The 21,381-nt window shown below is 64.1% G+C and carries 13 protein-coding genes and 2 pseudogenes; 6 read left to right on the top strand and 9 right to left on the bottom strand.

The genetic code is table 11. From position 1 onward, the window contains the following. Window positions 1–40 precede the first annotated feature (40 nt). Complete coding sequence (locus KF712_07285) at window positions 41–397, bottom strand: peptidoglycan-binding protein (GenBank protein ID MBX3740774.1); 357 nt, start codon at window positions 395–397, stop codon at window positions 41–43. A gap of 82 nt (window positions 398–479) precedes the next feature. After that, the gene (gene rtcR / locus KF712_07280; GenBank protein ID MBX3740773.1) at window positions 480–2,069 is read right to left on the bottom strand and encodes an RNA repair transcriptional activator RtcR; all 1,590 of its coding nucleotides are present in this window, start codon (window positions 2,067–2,069) and stop codon (window positions 480–482) included. 188 nt (window positions 2,070–2,257) lie between these two features. On the opposite strand from rtcR, the gene KF712_07275 reads away from it, so the two are divergent. The 4 genes from KF712_07275 (at window position 2,258) to KF712_07260 (ending at window position 9,050) form a co-directional block, all read left to right on the top strand. Further along, on the top strand, window positions 2,258–3,832 hold the full coding sequence (locus tag KF712_07275; protein MBX3740772.1) for a TROVE domain-containing protein: 1,575 nt from the start codon (window positions 2,258–2,260) through the stop codon (window positions 3,830–3,832). Window positions 3,833–4,520: 688 nt separating this feature from the next. Then, window positions 4,521–6,005, top strand: coding sequence for an RtcB family protein (locus KF712_07270; GenBank protein MBX3740771.1), 1,485 nt, complete (start codon window positions 4,521–4,523; stop codon window positions 6,003–6,005). A 191-nt stretch (window positions 6,006–6,196) separates the two neighbouring features. Further along, window positions 6,197–7,213 carry an RNA 3'-terminal phosphate cyclase gene (gene rtcA, locus KF712_07265; protein MBX3740770.1) on the top strand — a complete coding sequence of 339 codons (1,017 nt, stop codon included), beginning with the start codon at window positions 6,197–6,199 and terminating at the stop codon, window positions 7,211–7,213. Further along, complete coding sequence (locus tag KF712_07260) at window positions 7,206–9,050, top strand: nucleotidyltransferase domain-containing protein (protein MBX3740769.1); 1,845 nt, start codon at window positions 7,206–7,208, stop codon at window positions 9,048–9,050. The genes rtcA and KF712_07260 overlap by 8 nt, the downstream gene beginning before the upstream one ends. On the opposite strand, the gene KF712_07255 is transcribed toward KF712_07260, so the two are convergent. The 5 genes and pseudogenes from KF712_07255 to ispG form a co-directional block, all read right to left on the bottom strand. Then, window positions 9,035–9,508: a hypothetical protein gene (locus KF712_07255; GenBank protein ID MBX3740768.1), complete on the bottom strand. Its 474-nt coding sequence runs from the start codon at window positions 9,506–9,508 to the stop codon at window positions 9,035–9,037. The two genes, KF712_07260 and KF712_07255, sit on opposite strands and share 16 nt — an antisense overlap. Further along, a complete protein-coding gene (gene clpS, locus KF712_07250; GenBank protein ID MBX3740767.1) occupies window positions 9,505–9,786 on the bottom strand; it encodes an ATP-dependent Clp protease adapter ClpS in 282 nt (93 codons plus the stop codon). Before clpS ends, KF712_07255 begins: the two co-directional genes overlap by 4 nt. Before the next feature lie 9 nt (window positions 9,787–9,795). Next, window positions 9,796–10,605, bottom strand: a complete 810-nt coding sequence (locus tag KF712_07245) for a flavodoxin-dependent (E)-4-hydroxy-3-methylbut-2-enyl-diphosphate synthase (protein ID MBX3740766.1) — start codon at window positions 10,603–10,605, stop codon at window positions 9,796–9,798. Window positions 10,606–10,785: 180 nt separating this feature from the next. Next, window positions 10,786–10,986 (bottom strand): annotated as a pseudogene (locus KF712_07240) (transposase). Window positions 10,987–11,463: 477 nt separating this feature from the next. Then, window positions 11,464–12,360 (bottom strand): annotated as a pseudogene (gene ispG / locus KF712_07235) ((E)-4-hydroxy-3-methylbut-2-enyl-diphosphate synthase). Window positions 12,361–12,470: 110 nt separating this feature from the next. Here ispG and KF712_07230 point away from each other — a divergent pair. After that, window positions 12,471–13,316 (top strand): hypothetical protein, encoded by an 846-nt coding sequence (locus KF712_07230; protein MBX3740765.1) that lies wholly within the window; start codon window positions 12,471–12,473, stop codon window positions 13,314–13,316. Between the two features lie 65 nt (window positions 13,317–13,381). Here KF712_07230 and uvrA read toward each other — a convergent pair whose 3' ends face one another. Beyond that, entirely contained in the window at window positions 13,382–18,925 is a 5,544-nt protein-coding gene (gene uvrA / locus KF712_07225; GenBank protein MBX3740764.1) for an excinuclease ABC subunit UvrA, read from the bottom strand. A 62-nt stretch (window positions 18,926–18,987) separates the two neighbouring features. Continuing rightward, window positions 18,988–20,673 (bottom strand): serine/threonine protein kinase, encoded by a 1,686-nt coding sequence (locus KF712_07220; GenBank protein ID MBX3740763.1) that lies wholly within the window; start codon window positions 20,671–20,673, stop codon window positions 18,988–18,990. A 155-nt stretch (window positions 20,674–20,828) separates the two neighbouring features. Here KF712_07220 and KF712_07215 point away from each other — a divergent pair, with 155 nt between their 5' ends. After that, window positions 20,829–21,206 (top strand): globin, encoded by a 378-nt coding sequence (locus KF712_07215; protein ID MBX3740762.1) that lies wholly within the window; start codon window positions 20,829–20,831, stop codon window positions 21,204–21,206. Window positions 21,207–21,381: the final 175 nt, after the last annotated feature.

The following is a 21,381-nucleotide window of genomic DNA, read 5'->3' as shown; positions in this document are numbered from 1 at the left end:
GGGCGGACCGCGGGTGGTGGTCAGGATGCTTTCCCCGGCTTCAGAGGCGGAGGGCACGGCGGGTGCGTTCGTCGAGCCAGCCGGTGGGCCGCAGGCGGCTGTCACGCTGGAAGCGGACGAGCGCGGCCTGCGAACCACGACCGAAGGAACCGTCGATGGGACCCCTGTAGTAGCCCAGCTCGCGGAGGCGGAGCTGCGCGCGGGCCTCCGTGCTCATCCGTGGGCGGCCACGGTCGCGGTCATAGCGATGATCGTGACGGTTGTCATGCCGGTGGTCGTGACGATGGTCATGCCGGCTGTCGTGCTTCTTGAAGAGGAAGTCCAACGGGCCTGCTTCGGCGATGCCTGCCGAACCGATGAGAAGGGCGCTCAATGCGATGGTTGATATGGTTTTCATAACATTGGGTGAAACGGTTGTTGGCCCGCTTCTATTCAAAAATAATTTCAACCCGATCTAGCAGCCCGCAAGCGGTGATTCATCAGCGGACGTCATCGAAGCACAGGCCGAATCTCGCCAGATACTTCTTCAGCCGGTCCGCATCGTTGGTCACGGCACGCTTTCCACGCGACACGCTGAAGATCTCGCGGCCGGCATCGGAGAGATTCTTCGATCTCATGCAGACCTCCGCCACATAGCAGAGCTGCACGCGGTCGAAGGGATCGATGCTTTCTAACAGATCATCGGAAAGGCGGTGGCGGGCGACCTCGCATCCCCGCTCCGGACGCTGCCAGCTTTCCTTCAGCCGGGTGATCTCCTCCGCCACATCCTCCGGACGGATGCGCCCCCTGGGGGCCAGCGTGGCCATGCGGGTGACCGCCGCGTTCAGGTCGCGGAAGTTCCCCCGCCATGGAGTGTCCGCCGCTTCCGCGAACTTCAGGAAATGTGTCCGCGCCTCCTTGTTCAGGCTCACCGCCCGGCCGTGGTTGCGGTGGTATTTCTCCAACTCGAACTCCAGGTTCGGGCCGATGTCCTCCCGCCGCTCCGCGAGCCCCGGCAAGGCGAAGGTCCACAGGTGGATCCGCGCCAGCAGGTCCTCCCGGAACGTGCCAGCCGCCACCTCCGCGCGCAGGTCCTTGTTCGTGCCGGCGATGAGCTGGAAATCGCTCGTCACCGCACGGTCCGCACCCACGGGCAGGAAGGTCTTGTCCTCCAGCGCGCGCAGTAGCATCGCCTGTTCGTCCAGCCCCAGCTCGCCGATCTCATCGAGGAACAGCAGCCCCCCATCCGCCTCCCGCAGCAGGCCGGGGCGGTCCTTCTGCGCGCCGGTGAAGGAACCCCTCACGTGGCCGAACAGCGCGGACGCGGCGGTGTCCCCGGTGAGCGTGGCGCAGTTCACCTCCACGAAGCCGCCCCGCAGACCCGCCCGTTGTTTCCGCAGGTCATAGATGCGCTTGGCGAGATGGGATTTCCCCGCACCGGTCGGGCCGGTCAGCAGCATGGGCGCCTTCGACCGCATGGCCACCTGCTCGATCCGCTCGATGAGCCGGTTGAACGTCGGGTTCCGCGTGGCGATGCCGCTTTTCAGGAAATCCAGCACCTCCGTCTGCTCCTTGTCGAAGCGGGTACTAAGCTGGTCGTACTTGGAAAGGTCGAGGTCGATGACCGCATACCTCGGCGGCGGCGGAGTCCGGAACCGACCCGCAGGCGGAGGAGAACTCTGGATCAGCTTGCCCGGCAGCGTCCCCGCCTCATTGAGGAGGAACAGGGAGATCTGCGCGATGTGCGTGCCGGTCGTGATGTGGATGAAATATTCCTCGTTCTCCGGGTCGAAGCGGTAGCCGCGCGACCAGTCATGCAGCACGCTGTACACTTTCTCCAGATCCCACGGGTCTTTTCCGAAATCCATCCGGTGGAGCTCGACGGAGGTCTCCGGAGACACCATCCGGATGTCATCCGCCACCTGCTTCGCCAGGATGTTGAAGGTCGGTTCCGCGAGCAGCTCCATGCGGTCCCACACCAGATCCTCATGCTGGAACAGGGAAACGGTCGGCCGCCAGCGGTCCCACCGCCACGCTTCCGTGCCACCATCCATCTTGGTGCCCAGCAGTCCTATCAGAACTCGCTTCATGGATATTTTCCTTATCCTATAGGATAATTTTATCAAGTCTATCCGGTAGCTCCACTCCGACCCGAAATTTTCTAACAAAAAATAATCCGTTGAAAATCATGCCACTACAAAAATCAGGAGGCTGATTTTTCCCGGCTGGCACAGTGCATGCCAATAGGTTCCGCATCCTGACCAACGGATACAACTCCATGGCAAACCGAAACCTCTTCCAAACCATCCGCGGCGCTCTCGTCCCTGCGACCAACACGGTCAACGAAGCGGGAGGCCGTGCCTACGAACTGTCCGCCGAAGCCGCGCTCGCCCAACTGGCGGTCACCGGCTGCCTGTCCGGAACCTACTATGCCTCCGCGGAGGCCCAGCTCGAAAAGACGCTGGAGCTGGCCCGGCAGGTGGATGTGGATTTCCTCGCCCGGACCGCCCTCTACGCCCGGCGGAAGGGCTTCATGAAGGACATGCCCGCCCTACTGTGCGCGGTGCTGGCCACCCGTGACCTCGACCGCCTGACGGAGATTTTCCCCCAGGTGATCGACAACGGAAAGATGCTCCGGAACTTCGTCCAGATCATCCGCTCCGGTGTCACCGGCCGGAAGTCCCTCGGCTCCGCTCCGAAGCGGCTGGTCCGCCAATGGCTGGACTACGCGACGGACCGCCAGCTCATCCAGGCCTCCGTCGGCAACGCTCCTTCGCTCGCGGACATCGTGAAGATGGTCCATCCCCAGCCCCTCACCGCCACCCGTGAGGCGTTCTACGCCTGGCTGGTCGGCAAGCCCTGGACCAGCGACGCGCTGCCCCAGGCGCTGCGGGAGTTCGAGGCCTGGAAGAAAGACCGCCAGGGTTCCGTCCCCGACGTGCCCTTCCAGATGCTCACCGCCCAGGACCTGGGTGAGACCGGATGGGCCGCCATCGCGGACACCGCCTCCTGGCAGACCACGCGGATGAACCTCAACACCTTCGCCCGGCACGGTGTCTTCAACGACGCGGAACGGGTGAAAAGGATCGCCGCACGGCTTGCCGACACAGACCTGGTCCGGAAGGCGCGGGTGTTCCCCTACCAGCTCCTCGTCGCCTACCTCAACGCGGGCAACGAAGTGCCCGGGGCCATCCGCGAGTCCCTCCAGGACGCGATGGAAGCCTCGCTCGCCAACGTGCCCGCCATCGCTGGGAAAGTGGTCGTCTGCCCCGACGTCTCCGGTTCCATGCAGGCCGCCGTCACCGGTCACCGGAAGGGCGCGACCTCGAAGGTGCGCTGCATCGACGTGGCCGCGCTGGTCGCCGCCGCTTTCCTCCGCATGAACAAGGACGCCGACGTGCTGCCTTTCGAGTGCGATGTGGTGAACCTGCGGCTCAACCCCCGGGACTCCGTCATGACCAACGCGGTGAAGCTCGCCAAGATCGGCGGTGGCGGAACCAACTGCTCCGCGCCCCTGGCGCAGCTCAACCGCGACAAGGCCAAGGTGGACCTGGTGATCTTCGTCTCCGACAACGAGTCGTGGGCGGACGCGAAGGCGAACCGCGGCACCGCCATGATGGCGGAGTGGGAAAAGCTCCGGCTCCGCAATCCCAAGGCCAAGCTCGTCTGCATCGACATCGCCCCCTACACGACCACCCAGGCCGCAAGCCGGGCGGACATCCTCAACATCGGCGGCTTCAGTGACACCGTCTTCGACATCATCGCCGGATTCGCCGCCGGTGAAAGCGGAGCGGACCACTGGATCCAGCGGATCAACCAACAACCCCTCAACAAGCGCATGAAAACCGCATGACACTCTCCGGCATGGCGTATGCCTGGCGGGACTACATCAAACAACCACGTTGGCTCACGCCGATGTCCCACCTAACAACTCGACGCCATGCCGGTCCACCCTCCCTCCGCGAATGCCTGGATGATTACACTGGTTCGCCGGTTCGAATCCGGCTCCGGAGACACTCTCCGGATAGCTCAGCCTGGCAGAGCACTGGAATGTCTTCCCACACTTTGTCGCGGATTCCCGTCCAAGACCTCCATCACCACTTCGTTTCTCCTACTTCGCGAATGCCGCGATGACTACATGAACAACGCCCCGTAGCAGGGGTTGCGGGTATCCAATCCCGCCGGACCAACGTCCGTGGCGGAACCAGACGCATTGAACCAACGATGTCATCGCACTCTTGTCGCGATCCCTTTCCAACCAACCACCACCTCATCCCTGCGGATGCCTTGAAGACTACATATGTCGCCGGTTCGATTCCGGCCTCCGTGAAAACGGAGTAGCTCAGTTGGTAGAGCGATGCCCCGTCTTCGACCCGAACTTGCCGCAGGTAACCCATCAAATTTTCCGGCGAATGCCGGTGGAACTACATTCTTGAGAATCCCCGGGTTCGACTCCCGGCCATCCTTCCAGGATGCGGCCATGGCGGGGCACTTGTTCCATCATTCTTGTCGCCGGTTCCTTTTCAACATCTCTTATCATCATGAACACCATCCATAAAACCGACGAAGCCCTTGGTTTCATCCCTCTTCCCGACAGCGCGGGCAAGCCGATCACCGTGGTCGGTACCGACGTGATCCGCGACAACTTCGACGAAACCTGCCTCCAGCAGGCGGTGAACTCCCGCATGGCTCCGGGCGTGACGGACGTGATCCTGAATCCTGACGCGCACGCCGGCTACGGCGCGCCGGTCGGTTGCGTGATGGTTTCCCCGACGCACATCTATCCGGGCCCGGTGGGGGTGGACATCAAGTGCTCCATGTCGCTCCTCCAGCTCGACATCCCGGAGGATGTCATCATCGACAAGCAGACCCGGCGCGCGTTGATCAACGCCATCGTTGAGCGCACCCCGACCGGTGCCGGACGCGGACAGCGGACGGCCAAGAAATCCCGCCGCGTGGACCGTGATACCGGCGTGCTGGCGGTGACCGAAGGCGCGACCGCCCGCGTCTGCGAGGCTCTCGGCATCCCGCCGGAGTGGGCGGACCGCTGCGAGGATTCGTCCCACCGCGGCCACGATGGAACCTATGACGCGCTCAACAACCGCCTGGATTATATCCTGGCGCAGGGCCGGATCCGGAACTTCGGCGACAAGATCGGCCAGCTCGGTTCCTACGGCGGTGGCAACCACTTCGGCGAGTGCGAGATCACCCGCGTGGTGGACCGCCCGTCGATGCGTGCCGCGGCGGACGTCTTCGGCCTGAAGGACGGCCATGTTTCCTTCCTCAGCCACTGCGGATCCCGCGGACTGGGCAACCTGCTCGCGCAGGGCCAGTTCAAGGACCTGGAGAAGAAGTTCCGCGACTGGGCGACCCCGTTCCCGGCCGGTGACAAGCAGCTCGTCTATGCGCCGCTCGGAACCCCGGAAGCCAACGCCTACATCGATGACATGTCCATCGGCGCGAACTTCGCGACGGTGAACCACATGCTGATCAACGCGCTGGTGCTGGAGGCCTTCCAGGAAGTCCTGCCCGGTGCCACCGGAAAGCTGGTCTATTTCATCTCGCACAACATCGCGCGGGAGGAAGTCGTCGATGGAAAGAAAGCATGGGTCCACCGCAAGGGGGCGACCCGTGCGATCCCCGGCGGCCACTTCTCGCTCGCCGGAACCCCGTTCGCGGAGACCGGCCACCCGATCCTGCTGCCGGGCAACCCACGCGACGGGTCCGTGGTGATGGTCGCCCAGGGCGGAGCGGAGCGGACCGCATGGTCCGTGAACCACGGCGCGGGCCGGGCCATGGGCCGGAAGCACGCGGCGCGGACGCTGGACCAGAAGTCCGTGGACGCCGACTTCGACGTTTCCGACATCCTCACCAACTGCCGGAAGTATCCGATCGACGAAGCGCCGGATGCCTACAAGAACTTCCCGGAGGTCCTCCGCAGCGTGGAAGCCGCCGGGTTGGCCCAATCCGTCGCCAAACTGCAGGCGCGCTTTGTCATCAAGGACGAGAGCGGCGCGGATGACTGATGGCAATACACTGGCACCCACCCATCCTCATGGTAGCGGAGATGGATACCACTGATTACACGGATTACACAGATTTATATTTTTCTGATGATCAGTGTAATCCGTAAAATCAGTTCAATCAGTTGTAGAATATGTCGAGTCGTGAAGGTTGCCTTCCCAATGCGACAATCCCTCATCACCCAAACCAACTCATGAGCAAACTCATCCAAATCGACGGCGAGGAAGGCGGCGGGCAGATGCTCCGCACGGCGCTGTCGCTTGCCATGATCACGGGGCAGCCGTTCCGGATGACCAACATCCGGGGCAAGCGGCCGAAGCCGGGACTCATGCGCCAGCATCTGACCTGCGTCCGCGCGGCGGTGGAAATCTCCGATGGCACCGCGGACGGTGCTGAGATCGGCTCCACGGAGCTGGTCTTCCGTGCCGGGAAGGTGAGGGGAGGGGACCACCGCTTCGCCATCGGCACCGCCGGCAGCACCGGCCTGCTGTTCCAGACGCTGCTGCCCGCGCTGCTCCATGCGGACGGCGCGAGCACGCTGCGGCTGGAGGGCGGCACGCACAACCCGCTGGCACCACCGTTCGAGTTCCTCGATCATGTCTTTCTCCCCGCCATCCGCCGGATGGGGGCGGATGCGACCCTTTCCTTGCTGGAGACCGGCTTTGCGCCCGCGGGCGGTGGCATCATGGAGGCGGCCATCCAGCCGTCCGCTCCACTGCGGCCCGTGGAACTCCACGACCGCGGCGAGCTGCGTGCCACCAGCATCCGCGTGCCGGTGCGCCACCTCAGCCTCGACATCGCGGGACGGATCCTGGATGCCGCGCTCGTCACGCTGCCCTGTGAGGACGCCGCGATCGAGCGCCGCGAACCAGGCCCCGGACGTGGCGTGACGTGCCTTGTTTCCGCCACCTTCGACCACGTGAACGAACTGACCAGTGCGCTGGGCGAGATGGGAGTTACCGCCGAAGCGGTGGGCCACCGTGCCGCGAAGTCGATGCGCAACCACATCCAGTCCGGCCTCCCGGTCGGCCGCTGGCTGGCGGACCAGCTGCTGCTGCCGATGGCTCTCGCCGGTGGCGGCAGCTTCACGACCGGCTCGCTCGATTCCCATGTGGCGACGAACATCTCCGTCATCGGGAAATTCCTGCCGATGAAGTTCCAGATCGATTCCATCGAGCGGGGGCGTAACCTGATCCGCGTGCATGAGTGACGTGGAGATCGGCAATCTGTTGGAGCGGCTGGAAGCACTGTATGGTGTGAGGATCCTCTACGCCTGCGAGTCGGGCAGCCGTGCCTGGGGATTCGCCTCGCCGGACAGCGACTTCGACATCCGCTTCATCTACCTGCGCCCGGCGGAGACCTATCTTTCCGTGAAGGAACATGCGGACACCATCGAGCGTCCGCTGGAGGGCCTGCTGGACGCCGGAGGATGGGATGTGCGGAAGGCGCTGAAGCTGCTGGCGAAGTCCAACGGCGCGCTGGTCGAGTGGCTGCACTCCCCCATCATCTATCGTGAAACCCCCGGCTTCCGGGAAAGGTGGCAGGCGGCGGCACGGAAGGTCTTCGCCCCGCGTGCATCGTCCGACCACTACCGTGGCCTGGCCCGCCAGATGATGAAGGGCAAGCTGGATGCGGAAAAGGTCCGCGCGAAGGACTACCTCTACGCCATGCGCGCGCTGCTTTCCGCCGCATGGGTCACCGCAGGCAAAGGCCCGCCGCCCGTCGAGTTCGACCGGCTGCTGTCCCTGGCACCCGCCGATGTCATGGCGGAGATCCCCGGCTTGTTGGAATACAAGGCGCGCAGCGCGGAAGGCGACCGGATGGACAAGCTCCCGGTGATCGACGCTTTCCTGGAATCAACCATTCTGGATCTGGATGAAAAAGCCGCCGGACTCGCCCGGCCCGGCGATCATTTCGACATCCTCGACCGCATGCTGCGGGAGGAACTGGAGGCAGGCGCACCACGCCCGGCGGTCGCGGCGGAGGCCTTTTCCCTAGACCGCGTGCACCAGCCCGACTTGCTCCTGTTCGGCTGCGTGGCGGGCAGCAAGGCTTATGGCACGGACCTGCCCGGCTCCGACGAGGACCGGCGCGGCGTGTTCGTCGCGCCCACGGAGTTCATCCTCGGGCTGGATCACCTCGACCAGGTTTCCGACGAGCGCGGGGACATCGTCTATTACGAGGTGGGCCGCTTCGTGGAGCTGCTGCTGAAGAACAATCCGAACGCGCTGGAGCTGCTCGGCATGCCGGAAGACTGCATCCGCCACCGCCATCCGTTGTTCGACCTGTTGCCGCCGCAGCTGTTCCTTTCCAAGCTGTGCGCGAAGACCTTCGGCGAGTATGCCATGGGCCAGATCCGCAAGGCCCGCGGGCTGAACAAGAAGATCGTCAATCCGCAGCCGGAGCAACGGCTGGCCTTGCTGGACTTCTGCCATGTTCCGAAGGGGCAGGGCAGTGTGCCGGTGCTGTCATGGCTGGCAGAGCGCGGGATCGATCCTGAAGCATGCGGCCTGACCGCCGTCCAGCACGCCGCCGGGATGTATGCCATCTACCATGACGGCGTGACGAACTACCGTGGCCTCGTTTCCCCGAAGGATCCGGATGCGCTGGTCTTCAGCAGCGTCCCCATCGGTGCGGAGCCGGTCGGCTGGATGCACTGCAACCACGATGCCTTCCAGGCCCACTGCAAGGCCCACCGCGAGTATTGGGAATGGGTCGCGAACCGGAATGAGGAACGCTACCAGACGAACTCCCAGCATGGCCGCGGCTATGACTCGAAGAACCTGATGCACACGCTGCGCCTGCTGGACATGGCCAGGGAGATCGCCACCACAGGAGAGCTGGGGGTGCGCCGTCCGGACCGGGAGTTCCTGCTGAGGGTGAGGGCGGGGGAGTTCGATTACGATGAACTCGTCTCACTGGCGGAACGGAAACTCCAGGAAGCGACGGAGGCGTTCACGAACTCCGGCTTGCCCGATGCCCCGGACCGCGAAGCGGTGAACCGCGCGCTGGTGGAGATCCGGCGGAAATTTCACCGCATCACATGATCCAGCAGCAGGCTCTGGATCGCGAGATAGAATTGCGAGCGGAAGAAGGCGGAGCGCCGCGCGGGGTGGAGTTCCTCCATGGAGACATCCTCGCTCGGGCCGAAGTGGTGCAGGTCCTCGATGGCCAACCGCGCCTGGTTCAGCGCGCCGTACCAGATGAAGCCGTCCGCCTTGCTGATCCAGATGGACCCGGCTTCGCCGCCGGACTTCTCCATCGCGCTTTCGATGGCTTTGGCCACTTTTGAGATCTGGTCATCGAACTCGTCACGCAAGTCCGGCACCACGAAGTCCCGCCAGTCCTCCGCGCCCGCTTCCTCCGAAATCAGTGCGCCGAGGCTTTGGGCAAGGTCGGTTTCACCACGCCTCGCATCATGCAGGATGGCATGGAGGATCTCCCAGTCGCTGAGATCCTCCGCATCGATCCGCAGACCGCCTTCCAGTGTGGGACCGACTTTCATTCCGCCTTCTCCAGCGAGGATTTCAGTTGGTGCGCCTGGAGCTGCTGGACGTAGAACTCCGCCTTTTCCTTTTCCCCGGACCAGACGACGGAGCGGCCCGCCTTGTGCACCTGCATCATGAGGACGCCCGCCTTCTTCTCGTCGTAGCCGAAGATTTTCATCAGCACGAAGGTCACGTAGCCCATGAGGTTCACCGGATCATCATGGACGAGCACGTTCCATGGAGAGGCCGTGGCGACCTCCTCCCGGGTCAGCGTCAGTGTGTCGGTGTCCGCCATGGAATTGTCTCAAGCTTCGGCTGCCGCGGGTTCCGGGGCGTCCACCCATTTGTCATGCTCCTTGATCAGGTCGATGAGGCGCTGAACGGCCTCGTCCTCCGGGATGTTGAACTTCACCGGTGTCTTGCCGACGTAGAGGTTGATCTTGTTCGGCGCGCCGCCGACGTAGCCGAAGTCGGCGTCCGCCATCTCACCAGGACCGTTGACGATGCAGCCCATCACCGCGATGCGCACGCCCTTCAGGTGGCCGGTGGCGGCGCGGATCTTCTGGGTGGTGGACTGGAGGTTGAACAGCGTGCGCCCGCAGCTCGGGCAGGCCACGTAGTCCGTCTTGAAGATGCGGTTCCCGGATGCCTGAAGGATGTTGTAGGCGAGCCGGAGGGACTGCCCGGGTGCGGTTTCACCTCGGACCAGGATGGCATCACCGATGCCGTCGCAGAGCAACGAGCCGATGTTCCGCGCGGCAGGCAGCAGCGCTTCCAGGAAGTCCGTGTCGCCGGACGGTGGTTCCAGCGTGTCCTTCAGCAGAATCGGGTGGCGGGGATCCACCTCGAACGCGAGCTGCCGGAACGCATGGATCACCTCCAGGCCGATGCCATCCTTCACCGTGACCAGATGGGGTTCCGTCAGGTCATTGAGATGGGAAACCGCGGCTTCGTCACGCGGATCGATCTCGATGGCTCCGGATTTCTCGAAGATGATCTCCGGCTTGAAGTCACCCATCGAGGCGATCTTGTGCGCCAGCGCGTTCCAGCGTTCCTGGGTGGTGAAGACACGCATCGTCTTGTCCCCGCCCAGTTCATGACCCATGAGCGTCATCACGGAGCTACGGCGACGCTCGTAGGAGAACGGGTCGTAGGATGGGGTGAATGTGGCTGGGGTATCTTCATCTGTGGCTGCGGCGTCCCGCCGCAGGCCGTGGTTGCTGCGTCCCGCAGCAACATCCCCATAGGCACTACCAACCCACTCCCAGTCACCCAAACCCGCCTTCCGCGGATTATTCAGGACATAGGCCACCTGATTCCTCAGATCCTCCCCATCACGTATCAGGTGATCGTAACTTTCCTTCTGCCAAATGGCGCCCGTGGTTCCCTGCCGTTTGTTGATTTCGTGGGCCGTGAAGCTTTTCCACGAATGGAGGATATCCTCCAATTTTTCACCGGCATGAGGCTTCACCACCACATGGACATGGTTGGGCATCACGCACCAGGCGAGAAGATCGTAACGCTCTCCGTCAAAATGCCGTAGTGCACCAGCGACAAGCCCAGCCAGGGAGGCATCGTTGAACAAGCTGGAGCCAAAGGACCGATCCAGCTCCGGTTCGAGTTCCCGCACCTGGAGCTCTGCCAACTGCTTCCGCAACGAAATGAGGTCATCACGAACACTACGTGAACCGGAAAGCTGCTGCAGGATCTGAAGTTGCTCCGTCAGCTCCTTCTGGCGCGCTTTGTAGCGATCCAGAACCTCCGCTGGCAATGAGTCCGCGAGGCGGAAAGTGACCGAGTAAGTTCCATTTTCCACATACCAGTGAGGAAGAAACGAAGCTTCCGTCTTCGCGACTTCATCCCAATTCACCCGGGTGGAATGTGCATCCGTTTCCAAAGAACGGCTGCGGGACGCAGCCGCCACGGCCTGCGGCGGGACGCCGCAGCCACTGTTCTGTTTCTGCTCATCGCGTTCATTGAACGGCCGCGCCATTGCCTTCGCCACGGGGATCTCGTGCACGGCATCTTCCGTGAGCGAGACCCGGATGGTGTCGCCGATGCCGTCCGCCAGCAGCGAACCGATGCCGATGGCGCTCTTGATGCGGCCATCCTCGCCGTCGCCGGCTTCGGTGACACCGAGGTGGATAGGATAGTTCCAGTCCGCGCCCTCCGCCTTCAGTCGGGCGACGAGCAGGCGGTAGGCCTCGATCATGACCTTCGGGTTGGAGGCCTTCATCGAGAACACGAAATTGTGGTAGTCGTTGTCGCGGGCGATGCGGGCGAACTCGAACGCGCTCTCGACCATGCCCAGCGGCGTGTCGCCATACCGGTTCATGATCCGGTCGGAGAGCGAACCATGGTTGGTGCCGATGCGCATGGCACGGCCCAGATCCTTGCAGAGATGGACGAGGGGCGTGAACTCCTCGCGGATGCGCTCCAGTTCCTCCTCATACTCCGCGTCGGTGTATTCGCGGACTTCGAACTTCTTCTTGTCCGCGTAGTTGCCGGGGTTCACGCGGACTTTCTCCACCCACTTCGCGGCCTCCATGGCGGCGTCCGGCTTGAAGTGGATGTCCGCCACCAGCGGCACGTTGCAACCGGCGGCACGGACCTCACGGGCGATGTTCTCCAGGTTCGCCGCGTAAATGCGGGTCTGCGCGGTGATGCGGACGATCTCACAGCCAGCCTCCGCCAGGTCCAGCACCTGCTTCACCGACGCCGGGGTGTCTCGCGTGTCGGAAGTGATCATCGACTGGATGCGGATGGGGTGGTGCGCGCCGATGCCGACGTTCCCCACCATCACTTCCCGGGTCTCCCGGCGGGCGTAGTGGAGGAGGTCCGGACAATATCGCAGCGACGCGTGATTCATTGACAAAGACCTGTAAGCGAAAATCCCGGCATCGGCAACGGTCGCCCGCACCAACCTTTACAAATCCCTCGCCGCACAGGGGTTCCGGTGCCAGAATCCGGCCCACTGCCATGAAACGTCCCGCCGTTTTCGCCGCCGCGCTGTTTTTCCTCCTGCCGGTCCACTCCCGGGCGGAAGAAAAGGAATTCATCCGCGTGGAGGAGGACGCGAAGGCCGCCCGGCTCCAGACCGGCATCACCCGCTATGAGAAAGACGGCACGGTGGTGGACCTCATCGGTGCCGTCCACATCGGGGACAGGGCCTATTACCAGGACCTCAACAAGCGGTTCGCGGACTACGAGGTGCTGCTTTTCGAAATGATCGGCGGGGAGGGCATCAAACCGGATGACGAACCCGCGCCGAAGGTGGAGGACCAGGAAGCGCCCGATCCCCTCGCCGTCATCTATGACCAGGCCGCCCGTGCGCTGAAGCTGGTGGGGCAGGTGGACCACATCGACTACCACGCGGAGAATTTCCTCCATGCGGATCTGACCGCCAGCGAGTTCAGCGAGAAGCTGGAGGAACGCGGCGAGTCACTCCTCAAGTTCATGCTCAAGCTCGACCACTCCGGCACGCAGCCGAACCCGGTCAAATTCATCCTCGGGGCCGTCTTCGGCCGGGCGGATCTGCTGAAACTTTCCCTCATCCACACGCTGGGGGATGCGGAGGACCAGATCTCCAGGCTCGCGGGGGACAACGTGATCATCGGCGACCGCAACATCCGCTGCCTGGAGGTGCTGGCGCGGGAACTCGGCGCGGGCCGGAAAAAGGTCGGCATCTTCTACGGTGCGGCCCACTACCCGGACATGCAGCAACGGCTGCTGGAGCAGGGCTTTACCCGCACCGGCCACGAATGGGTCACCGCCTGGAACGTGCTGAAGCCGATCAAGAAGCCGACGGTTCCGGCGGGATCATGAAACCACCCGACGCAGCGGCATCCTTCCATGGCATCCGGTGGTGGAGACTGCCATCAACCTGCGGTTCACAGCCCCAGCGCCGCCTTGAGGAACGGTGCCGTCCGCGATGATTTCGATTTCACGATCTTCTCCGGCGGCCCTTCGGCGATGATTTTCCCGCCGTTGTCGCCGGCCTCAGGACCCATGTCGAGGATCCAGTCCGCTTCCGCGGCGACGGCCATGTGGTGCTCGATGACGATGACGGTGTGCCCCTCATCAACCAGGCGGTGCAGCACATCAATGAGGCGGCGGACGTCCTCCAGGTGGAGGCCGACGGTCGGCTCCTCGATGAGGTAGAGGTTCACGCGGCTGAGCGTCTTCAGGTTCCTCGCCGTCACACGGCCGCGGGTCAGCTCGGACACCAGCTTGATGCGCTGCGCCTCACCGCCGGAAAGTGTCGGCGACGCCTGGCCGAGCTGGAGGTAGCCGAGGCCGGTGTCCGCCATCAGGCGCAGCGGCGCGGCGATGCGCGGCTGGGACTCGAAGAATGAAGCCGCCTCATCGATGGTCATCGCCAGCACCTCACCGATGTTCTTTTCGCGGAAGGTCACCTCCAGTGTCGCCGGATTGTAGCGCGCGCCGTTGCAGGTTTCGCAATGAACCCAAGTGGATGGCAGGAAGTCCATTTCCAGCTTCACGCGGCCGTTGCCCTTGCAGTCCGGGCAGCGTCCGCCGTCGGTGTTGAAGGAAAAGCGCGAGGCGTCGAAGCCGCGCATGCGGGCCTCCGGAAGCTGGGCGAAGAGGGCGCGGATGTCGTCGAACACCTTCACATAGGTTGCCGGACAGGAGCGGGATGTCTTGCCGATAGGCGACTGGTCCACCTCATAGACGTTCTGGAGTTTGTCGAAGCCGGTGGCCTTCTTGAAATGCGTGTTCTTCCCTTTCTTGCCCGCCAGTGCGGCGGCCTCCGCGATGCAGGAGTGCATGAGCGTGGACTTGCCGGAACCGGAGATGCCGGTGAGGACGGTGAGGCGGCCAGTGGGGATGGAAACGTCGATGCCCTTCAGGTTGTTCGCGCGGCACTCCGTCAGGTGGAGCATCGGGTGGTTCTTCGGCACCGGACGGCGTTCGCCGCGGATGGGGTGGTTGATCGGCTGCGAGAGCGCGCGGTAGGTGGGTGACTCCGGATGGGCCGCGGCGGTCTTGCGCGACTTTTCATCCATCTTCGGCGGCTTGCCCTGATAGACCACCTGCCCTCCGAGACGGCCCGCGCCGGGGCCGAGGTCAACGAGATGGTCCGCCTGCGCGATGGTGTCCTCGTCATGCTCGACGACGATGAGCGAGTTCCCCTGGTCCCGCAGAGAACCGAGAGTTTTCAGCAGCGCGGCGTTGTCCCGTGGATGGAGGCCGATGGTCGGTTCATCCAGCACGTAGAGGACGCCGCGGAGGTTCGAGCCGAGCTGCGCGGCCAGGCGGATGCGCTGGCTTTCGCCGCCGGAGAGTGTGGTGCCGGAGCGGTCGAGCTGGAGGTAGCCGAGGCCGACTTCTTGGAGGAAGGAAAGCCGCTGGCGGATCTCCGGCAGGATGTCGCGGGCGATGAGCGCCTCACGGTCGCCGCTGAATTTCAGCTTCGCGAAATGCTTGCCCGCATTGTCGATGGAGAGGTTCGAGAGCGACGAGATGGGCGTCGGTCCGAGGTGGACGGAGGCCGCCGTCGGATTGAGGCGGCTGCCGTGGCAGGCCGGGCACTGGACGAGTTCGTGCGCGTCCATCCGGTCGATCGAGCGGTCGGCGTCCATCTCCGCCTCCAGCACGGACTCGAAGCGGGAGGTGTCGAACCGCTTGCGGCGCTTCGGCACGCGGCCATGGCCGCGGCACTCCGGGCACCAGCCGTGCGGTGAGTTGAACGAAAACAGGCGCGGGTCGAGATCCTCGAACGACTTGCTGCAGCTCGGGCAGTTCGCCTTGGTGGACAGCAGGTGGAACTTCCGGTCGGCGGACTGCACGCGGATGATGCCCTTGCCGATGTCCAGCGCGTGCCCGATGGAGGAGGTATCCTTCGCCGCCTTGCCAAGCTCCGCGACCACCACGTCGATGTCGTGTTCCTTGAAGCGCTCCAACCGCTGGAAGCCCTCCACTTCCTTGTATTTTCCATCCACCAGCAGCTTGCTGAACCCGTGCTTTCCGGCCCACTCCGCGACTTCGGTGTGGAAGCCTTTCCGGCCCTTGATGAGCGGGGCGAGGATGGAAACCGCGCCGCTTTTCAGGTGCTTGCGGACGGCGTTCTCGATCGCGGCGAGCGACTGCTTCTCCACCGGGACCTGGCAGTCCGGGCAGTAGAGCGTGCCGAGTTTCGAGTAGAGCAGGCGGATGAAGTTCCACAGCTCCGTGACGGTGGCGACGGTCGATTTTCCGCCGCCCTGTGACACCCGTTGCTCGATGGCGACGGTGGGTGGCAGGCCGGCGAGCTGGTCGATCTCCGGCTTCTCGAGCTGCTCCGCGAACTGCCGCGCGTAGGCGGACATGGAGTCGAGGAAACGCCGCTGGCCCTCCGCGAACAGGATGTCGAAGGCGAGTGTGGATTTGCCCGATCCGGAAAGGCCGGAGACGACCACGAACTGATCGCGCGGGATGTCGATGGAGATGTTCTTGAGGTTGTGGTGGCGGGCACCGCGCAGCGTGATCTCGTTCGCGGCGGGTGATGGGGCGGGCAATGCGGCGCGCTCCAGCAGCTCGCCTTTTCCGGAGAGCGCTTTGCGGACAAAGCCACCGGTCACGGTGTCCAGTGTGGCGATGTGCTCCGGAGATCCGTCACCGACGAGGCTGCCGCCATGGGCACCTGCCTCAGGACCCAGGTCGAGGATCCAGTCCGCGGACTTGATGACGTCCATGTTGTGCTCGATGACGAGGAGCGAGTGGCCGCCATCGACCAGCTTCTGGAACACACCGAGCAGCTTCTCGATGTCGGAGAAATGGAGGCCGGTGGTCGGCTCGTCGAGGATCAGGAGACTGCCATCCGTGACGCCATCCGCGCCGCCGGAGAGGAGCTGGCAGAGTTTCAGGCGCTGGGACTCTCCACCGGAGAGCGTGTTGAGCGGCTGGCCGAGCTTGATGTAGCCGAGGCCGACTTCCGCCAGCGGATGCAGGATGGCGCGGATGCTGTCCTGCCTTTTGTCAAAGGACGGCGTGCCGGTGGGGACCGTGTAGAAGGTGAGCGCCTCGTCCACGGTGAGGTCGAGGATGTCCGCGATGGACTTGCCGCGGTAGTGGAAATCCAGCGTGGATGCCTTGTAGCGGCGGCCGTTGCAGTCCGGGCAGGTGACGTGGATGTCGGAAAGGAACTGCATCTCCACCTTCTCGCTGCCGACACCCGCGCAGCGGTCGCAGCGGCCCTCGCCGGAGTTGAAGGAAAAGAAGCCGGTGGTCAGTTCCCGCGCCTTCGCCTCATCCGTGAGCGCGAAAAGCTGGCGGATCGGGTCGAACGCGCCGAGCAGAACGGCCGGGGTGGAGCGCGGCGTGCGGGCCAGCGGTGACTGGTCCACGAGCTGCACGCCGCTGACGTACTGGGAACCCCGTAGATCCTTCAGCGGTGCCGGGTCTGTCTCGCCGATGTCCTTGCCCAGCCGGGTGGCGAGGTTCGCGTAGAGCACATCATGGGCGAAGGTGGACTTGCCGGAGCCGGAGACGCCGGTGAGGCAGACGAAAAGGCCGAGCGGCAGGTCCGCGTCCAGCCGCTTCAGGTTGTGGCGGCTCGCCCCGCGGATCTCGATCTTCTTCTTTCCGGGCTTCCTGCGCTTCGCCGGAACCTGGATGGACTTCCGCCCGGTGAGCCAGCCCAGCGTGCCGTCCGGCTTGCCCTTGGCGGTCACCGGTCCTTCATAGACGAGGCTGCCGCCGTGCTGGCCCGCACCCGGACCGATGTCGATGAGATGGTCGGCGGCGTGCATGACCGCATGTTCATGCTCCACCACCACCAGGGTGTTGCCCTTGTCACGGAGGCCGTGCATCACGCCTACCAGACGGTCGATGTCCCGCGCGTGCAGGCCGACCGTCGGCTCATCCAGCACGAACAGGGTGCCGGTCAGGGATGCGCCCAGGCAGGTGGTCAGGTTCACACGTTCGATCTCGCCGCCGGAGAGCGTGCGGGTCGGGCGGTCCAGCGTGAGGTAGCCGAGGCCGACTTCATCCAGATAGCCGAGACGGGAGGTGATCTCCGCCAGCACCAGGTCGAGCGTGGCATCCTTCGTCTGCGGGCTGACCACGGTTTTGCGGATGCCGGACATCCATGGCAGGAACTCGGAAACGGGCAGGCTCCACAGGTCCGGCAGCGTTTTCCCCGCGATCTTGAAGCACAGCGCCTCAGGCTGGAGCCGCTTGCCCCGGCAGACCGGGCAGGCGGTGTAGGAACGGTAGCGGGAGAGGAAAACCCGGACGTGCATCTTGTAGGACTTCGTCTCCAGCCAGTCGAAGAAGCCCTTCACACCATACCAGTCGCCGGAACGCCAGAGTTCCTCCAGTTCCTCGGGCGTCAGCTCCGGCTTCCTACGGTCACCGTAGTACAGCCACTCGCGGGTTGTCGCGTCGATGTCCTCCCACGGGACGTCCGTGTCCACACCGCGCTCGCGGCAGCAGCGCATGAGGTCGCGCTGGCATTCCTCGCCACGCTCCCCCTGGAACGGTTTCACCGCGCCTTGTCCGATGGTCAGGGAGGTGTCCGGCACCGCCTTTTCCAGGTCGATGTCGATGACCCGGCCGAAGCCGCGGCACTTCGGGCACGCGCCGAGCGGGTTGTTGAAGGAGAAAAGCGAGGGCGTGGGCGGCCGCAGGGTGAAGCCGGTGGCGGGGTTCGTCCATCCGGTGGAAAACTCCCGGGCGGTGTCGCCGCCGTGGATGGAGGCATGACCTTTCCCGAGCACGAACGCCGCCTCGAAGGCCTCCAGCAGGCGGGCGATGTTCGCGCTGTTAACCGTCACCCGGTCCTGGAGGATCCGCACCGGGGAGCGGAGCTTCCCGATCGCCTCGGCCGGTGGTTCGTCCGTCCGGAACACCTCTTTGCCGATGAGCACGCGCAGGTAGCCCTGCTGGTTGAGGAAAGGGAAAAACTCCTCCGCTCCCGTGCCCGGCGGCACCGGCACGGGAAAGGTGACCATCGCCGGTTGGTCAGCCAGGTGGTCGAACGCCCAGGTGGTGGCGGACTCCGGGGAGTCCGGCCGGATCGGCTCGTCCGTGTGCGGGTCGTGGCCGGTGGCGGCACGGGCGTAGAGCAGCTTCAGGTAGTCGTTGATCTCGGTGAGCGTGCCGACGGTCGAGCGGGTGGTGCGGACGTTGTTCTTCTGCTCGATGGCGATGGCGGGCGGAATACCGTCGATGTGGTCCACCGCCGGCTTGTCCATCCGGTCGAAAAATTGGCGGATGTAGGGGGAGAAGGTCTCCACGTAGCGCCGCTGTCCCTCGGCGTAGAGCGTGTGGAAGGCTAGCGAGGATTTCCCCGAGCCGGACGGTCCGGTGACGACCGTGAGTTTCCCCAGCGGAATGTCCAGATCCAGCCCCTTCAGGTTATGCTGGCGGCAGCCGCGGAGGACGATGGCGGAGCGGAACGGTGGAGAAGCGGGTTTCTTCTTCGAAGACACGCCCGGACTCTATGCCGTAATTTCCCGGCTGCAATGGAAGTGTGGTATTCCCTGCCTCCCGGTCACCTCTTCGGCGTGCCGATCAATTTGCCGAAGTATTCGGAGTCCGCCTGGACCCTTTCGATCTCCTCCTTGAGGAGAATGACGGCGCCGGCGTCGTTCGCCTGCTGGCGGCGGGTGATCTCCATGTTGATGCCGCGGATGTAGATGTCCGCGTTCGGCTTCATCTCCTGGTGGAATTTCTCATCCGCAGCTTCCTGGGCTTTCACGGCATCGGACAGGGGCGTGGAGTAGGTCATGTCCTGCATGTCCTCGATCTTGAAGCTGTCCGGGATGCGGTCGTTGTTCTCGCGGATCGCCTTGATGGCCTTGGCCGTGCTGGAGACGGCGGCGGTGCCTTGCTGGCGGGCGGCGCGGCTGACCTCGCGGTCGAAGTTGTCGATGTTCGTCCTCAGCGCCCGCTGGCGGGTGTTGAGCGCGTCATAGGACCTCTTGGTCATGATGTCCCGCGCCCGGTCAAGGAACGGCTGCGGGTCGATCAACGGCTTGGGTCCTTCGGCTTTCGGCCGCTCCGGCATCGGTGAGCCGAGCGGGGACGTCGGGGTGTCGAAAATGCGGGAGCCGCCGCCGGATGAGGATTCCTCCTGTGCCACGCCGGGCAGGTCCATCTTGCGCTCGGGTTCCACGGGTCTTTGCGGGCGGGGCCGGTCCTCCCTGGGAATGACGATCTCCGTTTTCTCCTCAGCGACAGGAGCGGGAGGCTCCGGCTTCTGGTGGAAATGGGTGTAGTAGTACCAGCCACCACCGCCGAGCGCGAGCAGGACGATGATCCAGCCGATGCCACCACCTCCGGACGACTTCACCACGGTGGTGGAGGCACGCGGGCGGCGGACGGCGGGCGGGCGATTCGCACCGGCGCGGGCTGCGGCCGCGTAGGCGGGGACGGTAGCCAGATCCTTCAGACCGGCTTCCATCGCCCCGGCATCCGGATAGCGGAGGGCGGCCACGGGCTGGGTGGCACGCTTGACGATCTCATCGAACTTCGGGCTGCAGCCACAGATGGCGGATGGCGGACGAGGGTCCGCGGAGGGAAGCTTTCCGGTGAGCAGTTCATGCAGCATCACGCCGAGCGAAAAAACATCCGCCCGGGCGTCCACGCGGGAGGGGTGGTCCACCACCTCCGGAGCGGTGTAGCCGGGCGTGCCGAAAATGACCTCGCCCTCCTGGGCGGCGGTGCCGATGGGGCGGGCAAGGCCGAAATCCCCCACTTTCGGCCGCTTGTGGGCGTCCAGCAGGACATTGGCGGGCTTGATGTCCCGGTGGAGCAGACCGGCGCGGTGGGCCTCCGCGATGCCGGAACAGATTTCCGCCATCAGTCGTGCCGCTTCCTTCGGCTCGATCCGTGTCTGGTAGGCCGCATGGTAGAGCGACTGCCCCGGAACGAATTCCATGATGATGAAAAGCATGCCGTCCACCTCGCCGAAGTCATAGACCCCGATCAGGTTCGGGTGGTTGAGCTTGGCCATGGCCCTCGCCTCCGCGGCGAATCCGTCGCGGAACGCCTCGTCCGCACTGAACTCACGGGGCAGGATCTTGATCGCCACCTCCCGGTCCAGGGCGACCTGGCGTGCATGGTACACGGCGCCCATGCCACCGCAGGCAATCAGCGAATCGATCGCATATCCCGGGAACAGCGAGGCCAGCTCCTCCGGCGAAGGAGCGGAAAATGGTTCGGATTCAAGACTCATGAAATAATAACAGTGGGGGCTTAACGAATTTCAACCCTTGCGGCAAGTCAATGTGGAGCAAACCGGCCATTCATCAAAGTAACGCCCGCAGAGTGGGAAATATTGTATGAAAAGTGGAGATTGCCCAAGTTGGCGGGTCTTGCCACAACCCGCACATGTCTTGGGAAAAACAGATCACCGCCAGGTTGGGAGAGGTGGGGTTGCGCAATCTGGTAAGGGAATTTTACCGCAGGATCCGCGAGGACGATCTGATCGGGCCGATGTATCCGCCGGATGACTGGGAAGGCTCGGAGAGGCGGCTGGCGGACTTCATCTGCTTCCGCATCGCGGGAAATCCCATCTATACGGAAACCCGGGGCCACCCCCGGCTGCGGATGCGGCACGTGCCGTTCAAAATCGACGAAGCGGCGCGCGACCGCTGGCTGCTGCTGATGGGCGGCGCGATGGATGCCTGCTCCATCACCGGTGAAGAGCGGGAGGCCCTGGAAGCGTTCTTTTTCCAGGTGGCGGATTTCATGCGCAACCACGGGTAGCAGCCCGTGCCTGCGGCGTCCCGCCGCAATTCTTCCCGGAGAGTCGGACAATCTGCGCACCATGGCACCGAACATCAAAATCTTCTGTATCCAATCGATCAGGGAGGCGTTCACTTCTCACAGCGCTCAGAACGATGGCGGGACGCCATCGCCACGGCCTGCGGCGGGACGCCGC

The organism is Akkermansiaceae bacterium, from assembly GCA_019634595.1.
In the GTDB taxonomy this organism is placed as follows: domain Bacteria; phylum Verrucomicrobiota; class Verrucomicrobiia; order Verrucomicrobiales; family Akkermansiaceae; genus Luteolibacter.
Note: the sequence above shows the minus strand (reverse complement) of the source record. Positions and strands in the feature narration are given on the sequence as shown.